Below are 17,281 nucleotides of genomic sequence, written 5' to 3'. Positions count from 1 at the left end.
CGTTAGCGTGTCTCGACCTTCTCGGGCGTGATCACTTCGATCTTCGGCGGCGCCGTAAAACACTTCACCGCGACGCGGCCGAACGTCTTCATGTGCTCCATGGCGCGATGCGGCACCAGTGCTTCGGCATTCTCCCACTGCTCGACGAACACCATCTTGGCGGGATCGGTGACGCTCTCATGCAGATCATAGGCGATATTGCCGGGCTCTTTCCGCGTCTCCTTGATGCAGGCGGTGGCAGCTGCAATGAATTCGGCGCGCGTTTCAGGCTTGATGGTCAAGGTGGCGACGACGTAGATCACGAGAAATCCTCCCGGCTTTTCTTCTGGGCTTCAGATACCCGGCGGGACCTTAGACCAGGCGGGATCGAACGCAAAACCCGGAAAAGCTGCCCCCGGATATGCGACCAGGACATGTTCCTGAGACATGCGTTGAGGCGCTATTTCAGTACATGAAATATCGCTGCGCCATCGGCAGCACCTCGGCGGGGGCGCAGGTCAAAAGCTCGCCGTCGGCGCGGACCTCATAGGTCTCCGGATCGACTTCGATATTGGGCGTGGCGTCGTTGTGAATCATGCTCTTCTTCGAGATCCTGCCGCGGGTGTTCTGGACCGCATAGAGCTTCTTGTCGATGCCGAGCTTACGCGCGAGGCCGCCGGTGATCGCGGCCTTCGAGGTGAACACCACTGAGGATGCGGTTATCGCCTTGCCGAAGGCGCCGAACATCGGCTGATAATGCACCGGCTGCGGGGTCGGGATCGAGGCGTTGGGATCGCCCATGGGAGCGGCGACGATCATGCCGCCCTTGACGACACAATCGGGCTTGACGCCGAAGAAGGCCGGCGACCACAGCACGAGATCGGCGAGCTTCCCCTTCTCCACCGAGCCGATCAGCTTCGAAACGCCATGGGCGATCGCGGGATTGATCGTGTATTTGGCGATGTAGCGCTTGACGCGGAAATTGTCGTTGTCCTTGCCCTTATCCTGCGGCAGCGAGCCGCGCTGCTTCTTCATCTTGTCGGCGGTCTGCCAGGTCCGGATGATGACCTCGCCGAGGCGGCCCATGGCCTGGGAGTCCGACGAGATCATCGAGAGCGCGCCGAGATCGTGCAGGATGTCCTCGGCCGCGATGGTCTCCTTGCGGATGCGGCTTTCCGCGAACGCCAGATCTTCCGCGATCGAGGGATCGAGGTGGTGGCACACCATCAGCATGTCCAGATGCTCGTCGATGGTGTTGCGCGTGAAGGGCCGCGTCGGGTTGGTCGAGGACGGCAGCACGTTCTTGAGCCCCGCGACCTTGATGATATCGGGGGCATGACCGCCGCCGGCGCCCTCGGTGTGGAAGGCGTGGATGGTGCGGCCCTTGAAGGCTTTGATGGTATCCTCGACGAAGCCGGATTCGTTCAACGTGTCGGTGTGGATCATCACCTGGATATCGTAGTCGTCGGCGACCGAGAGGCAGGTGTCGATCGCGGCCGGCGTCGTGCCCCAGTCCTCGTGCAGCTTCAGCGCACAGGCCCCGGCCTTGATCATCTCGACCAGCGCGGCGGGCCGCGAGGCGTTGCCCTTGCCAGAGATGCCGAGATTGACCGGGAAGGCGTCGAACGACTGGATCATCCGCCCCATGTGCCACGGCCCCGGCGTGCAGGTCGTGGCGAACGTGCCGTGCGAGGGCCCGGTGCCGCCCCCTAACATCGAGGTGACCCCAGACATCAGCGCGTGCTCGATCTGCTGCGGACAGATGAAGTGGATGTGGCTGTCGAAGCCGCCGGCGGTGAGGATCTTGCCTTCACCCGCGATTACGTCGGTGCCCGGGCCGATGATGATGGTGACACCCGGCTGGATGTCGGGATTGCCGGCCTTGCCGATGCCGGCGATCATGCCGTCCTTGATCGCGACGTCGGCCTTCACGATGCCCCAGTGATCGACGATCAGCGCATTGGTGATGACGGTGTCCGCCGCGCCCTGCTTGTTGGTGACCTGCGACTGACCCATGCCGTCGCGGATCACCTTGCCGCCGCCGAACTTCACCTCCTCGCCGTAGGTGGTGAAATCCTTCTCGACCTCGATGATGAGGTCGGTGTCGGCCAGCCGCACCTTGTCACCGGTGGTCGGGCCAAACATGTCGGCATAGACCGAACGCTTTATTTTGACGGACATCACAAGCCCCGTTTGCGTTTGAATTTTGGACCGGTGCTCACAGCGAGGTCCTCGCTGTGAGCACCGTGTCGTCGAATGTCGTATCGAGCCAAGAGTTGCCGCCCCGGCAACCGGCGACAACCTGCTCGGCCCAGTCGGTGTAGTCGACGAGATCGTCACGTTCCTCGGCCGTCGGATCGGAATGCACGCGCGCGCCGATATTGCTGATCTTGTCGGCGATCTTGATCAGCCTGGCGCCAGCCGATTTCTTCGGTGCGTCGAGCACCTGACGCCGCCGCCGCTCCGGCTTAGGCAGGCTCATATCGTCGGTGCATTCCTCGACAAGCGACGCGACACGGTCGGAGAATTTTTGCGCGAGCTCCTCGCGCGTGGTGTCGGTGTCCTCGATCGCATCGTGCAGCCAGCCTGCGGCAACGAGTTCGGCGTCGGCGCCGTCGGTCGCGGTGGCAAGCAGGTTCGCGACCTCGGCGAGGTGGTTGATGTAGGGCTCATGACCACGGCCCTTGCGCGCCATGCCGTTGTGACGGCGCGCGGCGAGCTCGGCGGCTTCGGAGACGAGGCGGACAGGTGACAGCATGGCAAAGTCCTCCGTTTTCGCCTCAACCATGCCGCGCCACGCTCGTTCCTGTGGATTTCACAGCTTCCCCATCACGTCGCCGCGGAAGCCGTAGATGGTCTTCTTGCCGGCCACCGCGACGAGCTGAACGTCGCGGGTCTGGCCGGGCTCGAAGCGAACGGCGGTGCCGGCGGCGATGTCGAGGCGCATGCCGCGGGCTTTCTTGCGGTCGAACTTCAGCGCCGGGTTGGTCTCGAAGAAATGGTAGTGCGAGCCGACCTGGATCGGGCGGTCACCGGTGTTGGCGACCGTCAGCGTCACGGTCTTGCGGCCGGCATTGAGCTCGATCTCGCCGTCCTGGATGAAGAGTTCGCCGGGAATCATTCTATCCTCCTCGTCATTCCGGGGCCCGCGCAGCGAGAACCCGGAATCTCGATCAACAATCTTTGGATTCCGGGTTCGCCCTTCAGGCGCCCCGGAATGACGAATTCAAAACTACCTGATCGGCTCGTGCACGGTGACGAGCTTAGTGCCGTCCGGAAAGGTCGCCTCGACCTGGATGTCGTGGATCATCTCGGGAATGCCCGGCATCACCTGGTCGCGCGTGAGGACCTGCGCACCCGCTTGCATCAGCTCGGCGACGGTGCGGCCATCCCGCGCGCCTTCGAGGATGAAATCGGAGATGAGCGCGATCGCCTCCGGATGGTTGAGCTTGACGCCGCGATCCAGCCGGCGGCGGGCTACGATCGCCGCCATCGAGATCAGAAGCTTGTCCTTTTCGCGCGGAGACAGGTTCATACGAAATCTCTTCCGTTCACTTCGTCAATTCAGCCAGAGCCGCGGCAGCGCCGCACCGGTGCGCGCCAATACGGCCATCATGTCGCCACGCAGGCGCGCCGCATCTTGGGCACAGAACCGCGCCATTGCAAAGCCATTCCAGGCGGACATCCCGACCTCACCGGCGAAGGATTCCGAGGCCTCGCGGAGACGCTCGATCAGGGCCTCGTCGCCGGGCACGATCAGCGCCGTCCCGATCGCAGCGCCGCCCTTCGCCACCGCCGATCGCGCAAGCTTTGCGCCGATATTGCCGTCGAGCCTGACGGTCTCGGCGAACACTAGCTTGCCGCCGCGACGCAGTCGCCAGCGGTCGACGAACTCGCCCTGCTCCATCCGCTCACCCATCGCGGTACGGCCGAACACCACGATCTCGCACAGCAGGAGCGAGGCAGTCGCATCGAGGTCTATGTCGAAGCGACGGCGCACGCGCGCCCGGTCGAACAGGATCGTCTCCTGCGGCAGCCAGCCGAGATGTGCGCCTGCGGCAACCTTCAGCGCTATATTGAGCTCCGCCGCCTGCCCTGGCGCGCGATAGACCTTTTCCGCGGCCGCCGTCGTCAGCGTCAGCTTCGCACCATCTGCGGCCGCGATTTCGATGTCGAAGCGATCGCCGCCGGCGACGCCGCCGGCCGTGTTGACGAACACGCCGGAGAGCCCCTCGTCCTCCGGCGAAGGGAAGCGCACGCGCAGGGAGCCGGACTCATGCAAGATCCCGCGACGTGTCACACCGTCGCGCGCGTGGACGTCGAAGCGCACCGCTCCGCGGGCACGGTTGGCGTCGAACACCGAAGATGTCGCTAAAACGTCGCTGCGCATCCGCCTCCCCAGCCGGTCGCGGCAGAATGGCCTACAGCGCCATCTGGCGGCTGATTTCGCTCGCGTCGAGATTGGAGCGGTCGCAGGTGAACTTCACCGCGCCGCGATCCATCACCGCAAAACTGTCGCCGAGTTCGCAGGCAAAGTCGAGATATTGTTCGACCAGCACGATGGCGATGTTGCCGAGATTGCGCAGGTACGAGATGGCGCGGCCGATATCCTTGATGATCGAGGGCTGGATGCCCTCCGTCGGCTCGTCGAGCAGCAGCAGCTTTGGCCGCATCACCAGCGCACGCCCGATCGCGAGCTGTTGTTGCTGGCCGCCGGAGAGATCGCCGCCGCGCCGGCCGAGCATGGATTGCAGCACCGGGAACAGCGAATACACGTCGTCCGGAATGTGCTTGTCCTCGCGCCTGAGCGGGCCGAAGCCGGTCTTGAGATTCTCCTCGACCGTCAGAAGTGGGAATATCTCGCGCCCCTGCGGCACGAAGCCGATGCCCTTGCGCGCGCGCTCATAGGGCTTCAGGCCCGTAATATCGTTGCCGTCGAGCACGATCGCGCCCGATGAGATCGGGTACTGCCCGACCATGGCGCGCAAGAGCGAGGTCTTGCCGACGCCGTTGCGCCCGAGCACGCAGGTCACCTTGCCGGGCTCGGCCGCGATCGACACGCCGCGCAGCGCCTGCGCCGCGCCGTAGAACAGGTTGATGTCCTTGACCTCAAGCATCGCTCACCGCCCCAGATAGACTTCGATGACCCGCTCGTTGGACGAGACCTGGTCGATGGTGCCTTCGGCGAGCACGGTACCCTCGTGCAGGCAAGTGACCTTGACGCCGAGTTCGCGCACGAACGTCATGTCGTGCTCGACCACCATCACGGTGTGGGTCTTGTTGATTTCCTTGAGCAGCTCGGCGGTGAGATGCGTCTCGACGTCGGTCATGCCAGCGACGGGCTCGTCGACGAGAAGCAGTTTTGGATCCTGGGCGAGCAGCATGCCGATCTCAAGCCACTGCTTCTGGCCGTGGCTGAGGCTGCCGGCGAGACGGTTGCGGGCCTCGGTAAGGCGGATCGTTTCCAGCACCTTGTCGATCTGCTCGGATTCCGCCCGGCTGCCGCGCCAGAACAGCGTAGCCTTGACGCTGTGGTCGACATTGAGCGCGAGCAGCAAATTGTCCTGCACGGTCTGGCTCTCGAACACGGTCGGCTTCTGGAATTTGCGGCCGATGCCGAGCTCGGCGATGCGGGTCTCGTCAAGCCGCGTCAGGTCCGTGACGCCGTCGAACAGCACGGTGCCTTCGTCGGGCTTGGTCTTGCCGGTGATGATGTCCATCATCGTGGTCTTACCGGCGCCGTTCGGGCCGATGATGGCGCGCATCTCGCCGGGCTCGAGCGTCAGCGAGAGGTTGTTAATGGCGTGGAAGCCGTCGAACGAGACGTGCACGCCGTCGAGATACAGCATTGCGGAGGTCGCGCGGGTGTCCATGACGTTCATTGCGCCTCCTCCGCCATTTTGGGTTCGGCGACGCCATCTTCGGCCGCGGCGCTCGCAATGGTCGCGGCGTCGCGCCTTTCCTTCGACGAGTCCCACCAGGCGTTGAAAGTGCCGACGATGCCCTTGGGCAGCAGCAGCGTCACCAGAATGAACATCGCACCCAGCATGAACAGCCAGTACGGCGCGAGCATGCCGGAGGTGAAGAACGTCTTTGCGTAATTGACGACGACGGCACCGAGCGCAGCGCCGACCAGCGTACCGCGGCCGCCGACCGCAACCCAGATCACCGCCTCGATCGAATTGCCGGGCGCGAATTCGCTCGGGTTGATGATGCCGACCTGCGGCACATAGAGCGCGCCGGCGACGCCTGCCATGCAGGCCGACACCGTGAACACGAACAGCTTGTAGGATTCGACGCGGTAGCCGAGGAAGCGCGTGCGCGATTCGGCATCGCGCACCGCGATCAGCACCTTGCCGAGCTTGGACGAGACGATGGCGCGGCAGATCAGGAAGCCGGCGATCAGCGCCAGGCAGCTCAGCGCGAACAGCGCAGCACGGGTGCCTTCGGCCTGCACGTTGAAGCCCAAAATGTCCTTGAAGTCGGTCATGCCGTTGTTGCCGCCGAAGCCGAAATCGTTGCGGAAGAAGGCCAGCAGCAGCGCATAGGTCATCGCCTGGGTGATGATCGACAGATACACGCCCGTGACGCGGGAGCGGAAGGCGAGCCAGCCGAAGCAGAAGGCGAGCAGGCCCGGCACGATCAGCACCATCAGCGCGGCAAACCAGAACATGTCGAAGCCGTACCAGTACCAGGGCAGCTTCGAATAGTTCAGGAACACCATGAAGTCAGGCAGGATCGGGTTGCCGTAGACGCCGCGGCTGCCGATCTGCCGCATCAGGTACATGCCCATCGCGTAGCCACCGAGCGCGAAGAAAGCACCGTGGCCGAGCGAGAGGATGCCGCAATAGCCCCAGATCAGGTCGATCGAGAGCGCCAGGATGGCGTAGCAGACATATTTGCCCCAGAGCGCGACGAGATAGGTCGGCACTTGCAGGAACGAACCCGCGGGCAGCAGCAGGTTGGAGAGCGGGATCAGGATGCCGCAGGCCACGACGACCGCAAGGAAGATCGTCGCGCCGCGGTCCAGCGATCGCGTCAGCATGTGAGGGGTCATGCTTCCACCGCACGGCCCTTGAGCGCGAACAGGCCGCGCGGCCGCTTTTGAATGAACAGGATGATGAGAACGAGGATGGCGATCTTGCCGAGCACGGCGCCGGCGACCGGCTCCAGGAATTTGTTGGCGATGCCGAGCGTGAAGGCGCCGACCAGCGTGCCCCAGAGATTGCCGACGCCTCCGAACACGACGACCATGAAGCTGTCGATGATGTAGCTCTGGCCGAGATTGGGGCTGACATTGTCGATCTGCGACAGCGCCACGCCGGCGATGCCGGCAATGCCCGAGCCGAGGCCGAAGGTCAGCGCATCGACCCGCGAGGTCGCGATGCCCATCGAGGCCGCCATGCGGCGGTTCTGCGTCACCGCGCGCATCTCGAGCCCTAGCGCCGTGTAGCGCAGCATCGCGAGCAGAATGACGAACACCGCGAGCGTGAAGACAAGGATCCAGAGCCGGTTATAGGTAATCGTGATCTGGCCGAGCTCGAACGCGCCGCTCATCCAGGAGGGGTTGCCGACCTCGCGGTTGGTCGGGCCGAACATGGTGCGCACCGCCTGCTGCAGCACCAGCGACAAGCCCCACGTCGCCAGCAGCGTCTCCAGGGGACGGCCATAGAGAAAGCGGATGATGCTGCGCTCGATCACGACGCCGAGCGCGCCCGCCACCAGGAAGGCGAGCGGCACCGCGATCAGCAGCGAATAGTCGAACAGGCCGGGATAGCGGGTGCGGATCACCTCCTGCACCACGAAGGTGGTGTAGGCCCCGATCATCACCATCTCGCCATGCGCCATGTTGATGACGCCCATCACGCCGAACGTGATGGCAAGCCCGATTGCAGCAAGCAGCAGCACCGAACCCAGCGAGAGGCCGTACCAGGCATTCTGCACCATCGACCAGACCGCGAGCGAACTCTGGATCGAGCCGATTGCGCTCGCGGCAGCCTTGGTCACCGAGGCCGGCTGGTCGCCCATGCCGGTAAGCAGCGCCATCGCCTCCTGGTCGCCGCGCGCCTTGATGGTGGCAACGGCTTCGAGCTTCTCGACCTCGGTGGCATCAGGCTTGAACAACAGGATCGCCGCGCGGGCGTCGCCCAGCGCAGCTTTGACGGATCGGTTGGTTTCCTTGGCGAGCGCGCCATCGACGGCTTCGAGCGACGTCTCCTCATGCGACTTGAAGACGGATTGCGCGGCCTGCAGCCGCGCTCCGATGTCCGGTGACTGCAGCGTCAGGCTGCCGATCGCGGCATCGACGCTGCGGCGCAAGCGGTTGTTGAGGCGGACCGCGCTTGCACTGTCGGGCACGCTCGCCACAGCCAGGCCGGTCGCGGCATCGATCGACTTGCCGTCGGTGCCGGTGACGTAAACCTTCTTGCTATCCGGGTCGGCCATGAGTCGGCCGTCCTGAAGCGCGCTGATGATGGGGAAAGCCAGCTTGTTGCCGCTGCCCGCGACCACGCCGATCGCCTCTTCCGTGTCGGAATAATCGTCGTTGGCGAATTTGGCGACCGCATCCTCGAACGGGCCGGCCAAGGCCGGCAGTGCGAACGCGATCAGGAACAACGAGAGCAGGAGCGAACAGAGGCGGGCGGACAAATTGGCTGGCACTGTGAAAGACCCCGGCAGAAAAGGGTGGAGAAGGCGGCGGGATCGCCGCCTTCTCCGATCGTGCAATGGAGCGTCAGATCCGGATCAGGAGCCCGAACCGAGGCACTTGTTGGTCTTGGTGTTGAAGTTGCCGCACTTCTTGCCGACCCAGTCGCCGACCAGGTCCTTGGAGCCATCGAGCTCCTTCGACCAGGCGTCGCCTGCGACAAGACCCGGGGTCTTCCACACCACGTCGAACTGGCCGTTGGCTTTGATTTCGCCAATGAACACCGGCTTGGTGATGTGATGGTTCGGGAGCATCTTGGAGGTGCCGCCGGTCAGGTTCTTGGCTTCGATGCCCGGGAGCGCATCGATCACCTTGTCCGGATCGGTCGACTTCACCTTCTCGACCGCCTTGACCCACATGTCGAAGCCGATCACGTGCGCTTCCATCGGATCGTTGGTCACGCGCTTCGGGTTCTTGGTGTAGGTCTGCCACGCCTTGATGAACTTCTCGTTCTCCGGCGATTTGATCGACTGGAAGTAGTTCCAGGCGGCGAGATGGCCGAGCAGCGGCTTGGTGTCGATGCCGGCGAGTTCTTCCTCACCCACCGAGAACGCGACGACCGGGATGTCCTTCGCCTTGATGCCCTGGTTGCCGAGCTCCTTGTAGAAGGGAACGTTGGCGTCGCCGTTGATGGTCGAGACCACCGCGGTCTTCTTGCCGGCCGAGCCGAACTTCTTGATGTCGGCCACGATCGTCTGCCAGTCGGAATGACCGAACGGCGTGTAGTTGATCATGATGTCTTCCTGGGCGACACCCTTGGACTTCAGATAGGCTTCCAGGATCTTGTTGGTGGTGCGGGGATAGACGTAGTCGGTGCCCGCGAGCACCCAGCGCTTCACCTTCTCGTCCTTCATCAGATAGTCGACGGCGGGGATCGCCTGCTGGTTCGGCGCGGCGCCGGTGTAGAACACGTTGCGCTCGCTCTCCTCGCCCTCGTACTGCACGGGGTAGAACAGGATGCTGTTCAGCTCCTTGAACACCGGGAGCACCGACTTGCGCGACACGGAGGTCCAGCAGCCGAACACCACCGAGACCTTGTCCTTGGTGATCAGCTCGCGCGCCTTCTCGGCGAACAGCGGCCAGTTCGAAGCGGGATCGACGACGACGGCTTCGAGCTTCTTGCCGTTGACGCCGCCCTTCTTGTTCTGCTCGTCGATCAGGAAGAGGATGGTGTCCTTCAGCGTGGTTTCGCTGATGGCCATGGTGCCGGAGAGGGAGTGAAGCACGCCGACCTTGATGGTGTCGTCCGCGGCTTTCGCACCAGAAATGGAAGCCAGACCAAGCATCAGTCCGGCGGTCGCGGCGAGAACGCCACGGCGGCTAAATGGCGCCGCTATATCGTGAGTGGATTTGCTATGCATGAGTGTCTCATCTCCCTGACGCAGACGTGAAAAACGCTGCGAAACGGCCCCAACGGCCGCCTGCGATTAACGGATTCGCAAGAACCGTGCCATGGATTAGACACCAACTAAGCCATTGGCTTTGTTGCTAAAATGGACGGAAAACAAAGCCTCGCCATGACCGCGCCGCCTAAACACTGAGCAAATCGAATGTATGCGAATGTGGCAGACGGGCTATTTTTTGAGCAAATTTGCCACTCTGGCTAAATTTCCGGCATAACTATTTCTGCACCGCGATCGCCATTTGGGGTGAGCCTGCCTTGAAAGCGCCGCCTCAATGTTCCATATGGAGGGCGAGGTCTCTTGCGAATCAGAGACCGTTGCGAGCCGCGTGTTCTTAAGCCCTTACGGGCGTCTGGCTTGCCCCATCCCATCAAGCCATCCGACACCCCAAACACGCAGGTGTCCCTCTCGACACCCTTTTGCGCGCGCCGCGCCGAATGCGCCGGGCGCCCGCTTTTGACATGGAAAGAACCCATCTTTTGACTTCGTTTCAGGATTTCGGCCTCGCCGAACCCATCGCTCGTGCTCTCACCGAAGAGAACTACGTCACCCCCACCCCGATCCAGGCCCAGACGATTCCGACCGCGCTGACCGGCCGCGACGTCGTCGGCATCGCCCAGACCGGAACCGGCAAGACCGCGTCCTTCGCGCTGCCGATCCTGCACCGCCTGCTCGAGAATCGCATCAAGCCGCAGCCGAAGACGACCCGCGTCCTGGTGCTGTCGCCGACGCGCGAGCTGTCCGGCCAGATCCTTGACAGCTTCAACGCCTATGGCCGCCACATCCGTTTGTCCTCGACACTCGCCATCGGCGGCGTGCCGATGGGCCGTCAGGTCCGCTCGCTGATGCAGGGCGTCGAGGTGCTGGTCGCCACCCCCGGCCGTTTGCTCGATCTCGTGCAGAGCAACGGACTGAAGCTTGGAAGCGTCGAATTCCTCGTGCTCGACGAGGCCGACCGCATGCTTGACATGGGCTTCATCAACGACATCCGCAAAATCGTCGCCAAGCTGCCGATCAAGCGGCAGACGCTGTTCTTCTCGGCCACCATGCCGAAGGACATCGCCGAGTTGGCCGACGCCATGCTGCGCGACCCCGCCCGCGTCGCGGTGACCCCGGTCTCCTCGACCGTGGAGCGCATCCAGCAGCGCATCATCCAGGTCGACTTCTCCGCGAAGCCGGCCTTACTGGCCAAGCTGCTGAAGGACGAGCCGGTCAACCGAGCCCTGGTCTTCACGCGCACCAAGCACGGCGCCGACAAGGTCGTAAAGACACTCGAGAAGGCGGGAATCCCCGCCAGCGCCATCCACGGTAACAAGTCGCAGAACCATCGCGAACGGACGCTAGCCCAGTTCCGCACCGGTGAAATCCGCACGCTAGTCGCCACCGATATCGCCGCTCGCGGCATCGACGTCGACGGCATCACCCACGTCATCAATTTCGACCTCCCCAACGTGCCCGAGACTTACGTGCACCGCATCGGCCGCACCGCGCGCGCCGGCGCCGAGGGCACCGCGATCTCGCTGGTCGCGGGCGGCGAGGAACTTGCCTATCTCCGCGACATCGAGCGGTTGATCAAAGTGACGCTGCCGCGCGAAGACCACCGCACCGACGCGGGCCGCCGCGATGCGGGTCCTCCCCCGTCCCAGCAACGTCAGGGCCGGCCCAGCCGCCCAGGCCAGCGTCCGCACGGCGCACGGCATGGCGACGGGCGGCGTGCCGACGAAAGGCATGCTGACGGTCGTCACCACAGTGCCGCCAAGCAGGGCGACGGAAGGCCCGGCGAGGGACGTCATGGCGACGCCAGGCGTGCTGACGCACGGCCCGGCAGTGGCCCGAAGGCTTCGAAGACTCCTCGTCGCGACCACACCGGAGGCAAGGCGCATTCTTCGCCAAACGGCCGTCCGGAACAGCGTTCCGCGCATAGCGCCGGGGCGTCTGATGGGATACAAGGCGTTGCCTTTTTGCGCCGCGAGAGTCGGCCGAACGGCCAACCGAACCGCAAACCCCATTCGCACTAGCCGTCCACGACCTGGAGAAATTCATGGCTAAGGAAGAGCTGATCCAGTTCGAAGGACTGGTCACCGAAATCCTCCCCGACGCGCGCTACCGCGTGCAGCTCGACGCCGGACACGAGATCGTCGCCTACACCGCCGGCAAGATGAAGAAGAACCGCATCAAGACTCTGGCGGGCGACCGCGTGACGGTGGAGATGTCGCCCTATGACCTCGAAAAGGGCCGGCTGATTTTCCGCCACAAGGACGAACGTCCGAGCGGGATGGGCGGACCTCCGCGTCCCGGACAGCGCGGCGGCCAGTTCCGCCGCCGCTAGGGGCTCGGCGCGCGAGCGCGAACCTAAGATTCCGACCTGCATGCTGATCCGCCGTGACCATCACGGCGGATCAAAAAATCGTGCACGTCAGCATTGTTTTGGAGCTCTGTTTCCAATAAAATGAACTAATCGATTTTCGGCCGGACGACATTAGCATCCACCGGTACAGCCGGTTCAGACACGCTGACGACCCTTCCAAAAATTCGATCTAACCTGTCCGCGCAAGCGGGCTCTGACATTGTGTTATCTGAGAAGGGACTACCCCCATGAGCATGGGAACCGTGAAGTGGTTTAACGCGACCAAAGGCTTCGGCTTCATCCAGCCCGACGATGGCGGCCAGGACGTGTTCGTCCACATCAGCGCTGTGGAACGTGCGGGCCTCGGCACGCTGCGCGAAGGTCAGAAGATCTCCTACGAGATCGTGGCCGACCGCCGTTCCGGTAAGTCGGCAGCGGACAACCTTCGTTCCGCCGGTTGAGCCTACCGCTTACGGCCCCGATCGGCTCGAGCGAACAAATCAAAAGAAAAGGCCGGGCGCGATGCCCGGCCTTTTTTCTAGTTTAGGGGGCACGGCGACGGTACACCGTCGTAAGGAACGCAGGTGACCTGGCGCGGCCGCGTGTAGGAGACATCGCTCAGCGTGATGCCCGACTTCAGGACGAATTTGACGGAAGGCGTGTAGAGGTAACTCGCCTCACTGTAAATGAGGTAGGTCTTCGCGATCAAGAGCGTCGGCGGAATCATCGAGGTGACCGTGGTATCAGGCGCCAGAGACGGAGGCGCGTCCGTCACCGTGGCCTGCGTCGCGCCGTTCGCAATGGTGGCGGACTTGCTCCATTTAATCGTGGCGACTTTGCTTGAGTCGATATAGATCTGGGCAACCGTACCGTTCACGAGCGTAGCGTCATACGGCATGATCATCGATATGCTTGCCGTGAACGTGTCCTGCATGGCCGGACCGTTGGTCGCGATCGACTGCGACGTCAAGTCGGACAGCGTCCGTGCAATCATCGTAACTTTGCGATCGATCGCCACGGCCGATGAAAATTCGACGGTACCGAAGAACATCACCAGCATCAGCGGCACGATGACCGCGAATTCGGTCGCCGCGATCGCGCGCCTGTCGGCGACGAAGTCGCGGACGGAACTACTGGCATTTTTCCAGATATTTGCAATCGCCTGCATCGGTGGGCTCGGATCCATCTGTCTCAGAAGGGTTCATTCTTGAAGGCCGCAGTCGCAATCAGCAGCCGCTTGTTGCTGCAGCCCATGTTGAAGCCAAGGCCCGTGACGAAGAGCGGCCACTGATAGAACAGCCGCACCACGACGACCTGGTTGGCGGCCCCGGCACTGTACTGCACGCCGGTTGGATTGAAGCTGCAGGAATCGCCATAGTTGGTGAGGCTTAGCGCTCCGAACGAGCTTGTACTCACGACGTCGACGTAGAGCTTGGTGCAATCAAACAGCGCCGGGATCTGATTGCAGACGTAAGCCTTGAACGTCGTTTGCGAGCAGGGTGTGCTCACGCCGGACACCGCGCAGGCTGTTAGCGTGCCGGTTTGCGCCTGCCCGGTCAGCAACACGCGTGCAGAATTCTGCGCGGCACTCTCGAGCACCTGGCTCGCCAAGAACATCAGCGCCGACTCGATGATGGCGAACAGCAATGCGAAAAACATCGGCGCGACGAGCGCGAACTCGACGGCTGCGGAGCCGCGGCGGCTGCCGCGAAACCGGCGCAACGTGGCGAGGAGCGTGAATCTCGTAGGTGCAGGCGAAGGCATCAAATTCCCCAGCAGCAGCAGCAATCATCTGCCATGTTCAATAGCGGAAACTGATTGTTTAAGTGTTCAGGCGATCCGCACCCGGCGGCCCGGGCCGTTAACGGCGGGTTAACCGCAAACGACCCAGGGCACGGAGACGAGGGCATGGGGCGGGGCATGGAGACGAGGACGCGGAGAGAGAAACTCGCGCGCGTGCGTCGGGCGAGGACGATCCTTGCCCCGGCAAACCTGCCAATCAAACTCGCTGGTTGGTCTTACTTGGTTAGTCTTGCTCAGTTCGTCTTGGTCAGTTCGTCTTGGTCAGTTCGTCTTGGCGCCCGCACCGGCATTGCCGCTGGCCGTGCTGCTCAACGAACCGGCCTGACTCATCGTGTTGTTGAAGTAGGTGTCGCTGTCGCCGAGCGTCACGCGACGCTGGCAAATCGGCATGCAGCTGTAGGACTCGCGGTCGATCCCGCGATAGACGGTGACGAGCCGATCGCTCGGACCTTCGACCTGGATCTGGCGATCGACCAGGATCTCGCCGCCCCGATCGAGCGCGATGAAATTGGTGGCGCCATAGCCCTTTCCGGTCACGACGATCATGCCACCGGGCTGGAGCGTGACGTCGGCGATCATGGGATTGCCGACCACGATGGTCGCCACCTTGCCGGGCAACCGCACCAGCTTGGCCTGGTCGACATTCACGGCAATGGCATCTGCGGTCGGCTCGGCAATGACGACAGCCGGCGATGCCAGCACCGCGGCCGCAACCAGAAGACAGACGCGCGCACGACGGCGCAGCAATTGTTTACGCATACTCTTACCCCCGGGACGTCACAAACCGGCAGAAGCAATCACATAACAGCCGAGCCGGTGCCCGACCCGGCTAACCTGCCCTCAATTCGTGAACGTTCCGCAAATTCGCCGACTATTGTTTGAACGGACTGGCGTTTCGCGGCCCTCGAGAACCTAGCGGCGGAACGGATAGGCAAGCTGCCCTCCGATTTCCTTCGGCATGGTGGCTTCATCCTTGCCGTAATCCTGCGGCAGTTGCCCCTCGGGCATGCGGAAAGTGCCGAACAGCACATCCCAGATCGGGAACGTGCCGGCAAAATTGGTGTCCCCGCCCTCTGCGAGCGCGGTGTGGTGCCAGCGGTGGAACACCGGCGTCGCCAGCACATATTTGAACGGCCCGAAGGTCCAGTTCAGGTTGGCGTGCACGAAGGCCGAATGGAAGGTCGTGAACGGGGCGAGCCAGACCATGGCGTTCGGCGAAATGCCGGCCATCAGCAGCACGACGTCGACCGCGATCGTACCAAGCACGAGATTGACTGGATGGAAGCGGGCCGCAGAAATCCAGCTGATCTCCTCCGAAGAGTGATGGATCGCGTGGTACTTCCAGAACCCCCCGCCGTGGAACAGCCGGTGCAGCCAGTACAGCATGAAATCGGACAGCACCAGGAACAGCATGGCCTGGACCCAGAGCGGCAATAGCGCCAGCGGGCCGTGGCCATTGTCGTAGAAGGCGATGAGCTCGTCGGCATCATGGATGTTGAAGACGAAGCTCGCACCGACGATCAGAAGGCCGATCCGCATGACGCGTGCGAACACCGGAACGACAAACCAGTAGCAGATGTCCGTGACGATCTCCCGCTTGCGCCACCAGGGTGCGCCGGGATTGCAGGCCCAGACATGCTCGAGCACGGTGAAGACCACCGCGAGCGCGAAGGTCGTGGGGATCACCTTCGCGATGGTCTCGCCGAGCATCAGGGCGATTTCCATGGGCAGGCTCGACATCGTCGCCTCTCTTGCGAATTGCTGGTCGTACCTACGCGTACTCCCCTAAATTTAAGGGACGGTGAAGCCGGTGCCGCGCTTGCTGCGCATCCGGAACCGGAACGAATTGCAGATTGTGGCCTTAAGGCGAAATTCACTCTGGCCAGCGGCAAGCGCGTTTGCCCGACCTAATTAACTCTCCCGAAAGAGCTCGGATCTCATGGTCATTGCGTCAAGCACAACGCCGAACGAGGCGATCCCACCCCAGATGGAGTTTTGTTCATGAAGAACCTCATTGCGCGTTTCGCGAAAGATGAATCCGGCGCCACCGCCATCGAATACGGTCTGATTGCCGCCGGCATCGCGCTGGCCATCATCACCGTCGTCAACAATCTCGGCACCACGCTGAACGCCAAGTTCACCTCGATCAGCAGCTCGCTGAAGTAAGCGATCGACGAACGACGGCAAAAGCCCCGGGCCTCCGGGGCTTTGTGTTTCAGACGGCGAGTTCCAGTGGCGTTGAGCAAGTACAGAACCGATGCCGCGGTCGCGGCAAATGCGGCGGAGGCCACGCAGACCGGCTCGCCGGTCTACTGGGTCTGCCTTGCCCTGCTGCTTGCGACCGTCGCGCTCGCCGCACGCATCGCCTCCCTTTGGTGAGCACGCCTTCGGCTGGTTCCACCCCTCGAGCCGCTGCCGCCGTTTTCGGTTTGTTTAGCACTGCCGGCTAGAATCCGGCGACGCCAGCTCCGCGGCGAACCCAGGCCTCAAGACGCAGCCCATGATCCTCGACCTTGCGCGCCTTCTGCTCTTCCCGGCCCTGATGGCGTTTGCCGCCGCAAGCGACCTCTTCACGATGACGATCTCCAACCGCGTATCGCTGGCGCTGGTCGCCGGCTTTTTCGCGCTCGCTCTCGCCGGTGGCATGGCACCTTACGAGATGCTGAGCCATGTCGGCTCAGGCACGCTTGTCCTGGTCGTGGCCTTCACCTGTTTTGCGATGGGTTGGGTCGGCGGCGGCGATGCCAAGGTCGCGGCCTCCGTCGCACTTTGGTTCGGTTTCGCACAGCTGATGAACTTCCTGCTCTACGCCTCGCTGTTCGGCGGGGCGCTGACGCTGCTCCTGCTCCAGTTCCGGCAGTGGCCGCTGCCTTACGGGCTCGCCGGCCAAGCCTGGCTCGCGCGGCTGCACGCCAAGGAGAGCGGCATTCCCTATGGCATCGCGCTCGCACTGAGCGCGCTGATGGTCTACCCGGAGACCGAATGGGTGAAGGCGATCGATCTCGCTCACCTCGCATTGCGCTGAACGCATCGGGTAAACCC

The 17,281-nt window shown here is 63.1% G+C and carries 21 protein-coding genes; 6 read left to right on the top strand and 15 right to left on the bottom strand.

The annotated features are described in order from the left end of the window. Nucleotides 1-2: 2 nt before the first annotated feature. The 11 genes from AC0L3A_RS27495 to urtA all read right to left on the bottom strand — a co-directional run bounded on the left by AC0L3A_RS27495 (nt 3) and on the right by urtA (nt 10,047). Nucleotides 3-302, bottom strand: a complete 300-nt coding sequence (locus AC0L3A_RS27495) for a putative quinol monooxygenase (protein ID WP_007599815.1) — start codon at nt 300-302, stop codon at nt 3-5. A 142-nt stretch (nt 303-444) separates the two neighbouring features. After that, nucleotides 445-2,160 carry an urease subunit alpha gene (ureC, locus tag AC0L3A_RS27490; protein WP_007599814.1) on the bottom strand — a complete coding sequence of 572 codons (1,716 nt, stop codon included), beginning with the start codon at nt 2,158-2,160 and terminating at the stop codon, nt 445-447. A 37-nt stretch (nt 2,161-2,197) separates the two neighbouring features. Then, nucleotides 2,198-2,737: an HD domain-containing protein gene (locus tag AC0L3A_RS27485; RefSeq protein WP_007599813.1), complete on the bottom strand. Its 540-nt coding sequence runs from the start codon at nt 2,735-2,737 to the stop codon at nt 2,198-2,200. A 57-nt stretch (nt 2,738-2,794) separates the two neighbouring features. Beyond that, complete coding sequence (locus AC0L3A_RS27480) at nt 2,795-3,100, bottom strand: urease subunit beta (RefSeq protein WP_007599812.1); 306 nt, start codon at nt 3,098-3,100, stop codon at nt 2,795-2,797. 111 nt (nt 3,101-3,211) lie between these two features. Beyond that, nucleotides 3,212-3,514 (bottom strand): urease subunit gamma, encoded by a 303-nt coding sequence (locus AC0L3A_RS27475; protein ID WP_007599811.1) that lies wholly within the window; start codon nt 3,512-3,514, stop codon nt 3,212-3,214. A 24-nt stretch (nt 3,515-3,538) separates the two neighbouring features. Further along, nucleotides 3,539-4,369, bottom strand: coding sequence for an urease accessory protein UreD (locus tag AC0L3A_RS27470; protein ID WP_007599808.1), 831 nt, complete (start codon nt 4,367-4,369; stop codon nt 3,539-3,541). Nucleotides 4,370-4,400: 31 nt separating this feature from the next. After that, nucleotides 4,401-5,096, bottom strand: coding sequence for an urea ABC transporter ATP-binding subunit UrtE (gene urtE, locus AC0L3A_RS27465; RefSeq protein ID WP_007599806.1), 696 nt, complete (start codon nt 5,094-5,096; stop codon nt 4,401-4,403). Between the two features lie 3 nt (nt 5,097-5,099). Further along, nucleotides 5,100-5,861: an urea ABC transporter ATP-binding protein UrtD gene (urtD, locus tag AC0L3A_RS27460; protein WP_007599801.1), complete on the bottom strand. Its 762-nt coding sequence runs from the start codon at nt 5,859-5,861 to the stop codon at nt 5,100-5,102. Continuing rightward, a complete protein-coding gene (gene urtC / locus AC0L3A_RS27455; protein ID WP_007599799.1) occupies nt 5,858-7,036 on the bottom strand; it encodes an urea ABC transporter permease subunit UrtC in 1,179 nt (392 codons plus the stop codon). The genes urtD and urtC overlap by 4 nt, the downstream gene beginning before the upstream one ends. Further along, on the bottom strand, nt 7,033-8,640 hold the full coding sequence (urtB, locus tag AC0L3A_RS27450) for an urea ABC transporter permease subunit UrtB (protein WP_007599798.1): 1,608 nt from the start codon (nt 8,638-8,640) through the stop codon (nt 7,033-7,035). The genes urtC and urtB overlap by 4 nt, the downstream gene beginning before the upstream one ends. Nucleotides 8,641-8,724: 84 nt before the next feature. Next, nucleotides 8,725-10,047 (bottom strand): urea ABC transporter substrate-binding protein, encoded by a 1,323-nt coding sequence (urtA, locus tag AC0L3A_RS27445; protein ID WP_007599797.1) that lies wholly within the window; start codon nt 10,045-10,047, stop codon nt 8,725-8,727. A 479-nt stretch (nt 10,048-10,526) separates the two neighbouring features. Between urtA and AC0L3A_RS27440 the strand changes: the two genes are divergently transcribed. The 3 genes from AC0L3A_RS27440 (at nt 10,527) to AC0L3A_RS27430 (ending at nt 12,897) form a co-directional block, all read left to right on the top strand. Further along, nucleotides 10,527-12,107, top strand: coding sequence for a DEAD/DEAH box helicase (locus AC0L3A_RS27440; RefSeq protein WP_051058446.1), 1,581 nt, complete (start codon nt 10,527-10,529; stop codon nt 12,105-12,107). A gap of 23 nt (nt 12,108-12,130) precedes the next feature. Next, nucleotides 12,131-12,418 (top strand): translation initiation factor IF-1, encoded by a 288-nt coding sequence (gene infA / locus AC0L3A_RS27435; protein WP_007599789.1) that lies wholly within the window; start codon nt 12,131-12,133, stop codon nt 12,416-12,418. Between the two features lie 266 nt (nt 12,419-12,684). Beyond that, nucleotides 12,685-12,897: a cold-shock protein gene (locus AC0L3A_RS27430; protein WP_007599788.1), complete on the top strand. Its 213-nt coding sequence runs from the start codon at nt 12,685-12,687 to the stop codon at nt 12,895-12,897. A gap of 77 nt (nt 12,898-12,974) precedes the next feature. On the opposite strand, the gene AC0L3A_RS27425 is transcribed toward AC0L3A_RS27430, so the two are convergent. The 4 genes from AC0L3A_RS27425 to AC0L3A_RS27410 form a co-directional block, all read right to left on the bottom strand. After that, nucleotides 12,975-13,604 carry a TadE/TadG family type IV pilus assembly protein gene (locus AC0L3A_RS27425; protein WP_007599787.1) on the bottom strand — a complete coding sequence of 210 codons (630 nt, stop codon included), beginning with the start codon at nt 13,602-13,604 and terminating at the stop codon, nt 12,975-12,977. 23 nt (nt 13,605-13,627) lie between these two features. Beyond that, complete coding sequence (locus tag AC0L3A_RS27420) at nt 13,628-14,200, bottom strand: TadE/TadG family type IV pilus assembly protein (RefSeq protein ID WP_007599786.1); 573 nt, start codon at nt 14,198-14,200, stop codon at nt 13,628-13,630. A 300-nt stretch (nt 14,201-14,500) separates the two neighbouring features. Continuing rightward, complete coding sequence (locus AC0L3A_RS27415) at nt 14,501-14,998, bottom strand: pilus assembly protein N-terminal domain-containing protein (RefSeq protein WP_007599785.1); 498 nt, start codon at nt 14,996-14,998, stop codon at nt 14,501-14,503. A 153-nt stretch (nt 14,999-15,151) separates the two neighbouring features. Then, nucleotides 15,152-15,979, bottom strand: a complete 828-nt coding sequence (locus AC0L3A_RS27410) for a sterol desaturase family protein (RefSeq protein WP_007599784.1) — start codon at nt 15,977-15,979, stop codon at nt 15,152-15,154. 261 nt (nt 15,980-16,240) lie between these two features. On the opposite strand from AC0L3A_RS27410, the gene AC0L3A_RS27405 reads away from it, so the two are divergent. From AC0L3A_RS27405 to AC0L3A_RS27395, 3 genes are all read left to right on the top strand, one after another. Beyond that, nucleotides 16,241-16,405, top strand: coding sequence for a Flp family type IVb pilin (locus AC0L3A_RS27405; RefSeq protein WP_007599783.1), 165 nt, complete (start codon nt 16,241-16,243; stop codon nt 16,403-16,405). A 72-nt stretch (nt 16,406-16,477) separates the two neighbouring features. Further along, on the top strand, nt 16,478-16,618 hold the full coding sequence (locus AC0L3A_RS27400) for a hypothetical protein (protein WP_198288341.1): 141 nt from the start codon (nt 16,478-16,480) through the stop codon (nt 16,616-16,618). A gap of 121 nt (nt 16,619-16,739) precedes the next feature. Continuing rightward, complete coding sequence (locus tag AC0L3A_RS27395) at nt 16,740-17,264, top strand: A24 family peptidase (protein WP_007599781.1); 525 nt, start codon at nt 16,740-16,742, stop codon at nt 17,262-17,264. Nucleotides 17,265-17,281 lie beyond the last annotated feature (17 nt).

The organism is Bradyrhizobium sp. MI1.3 (assembly GCF_055811695.1).
This window is presented reverse-complemented; position numbering and strand designations above follow the sequence as displayed.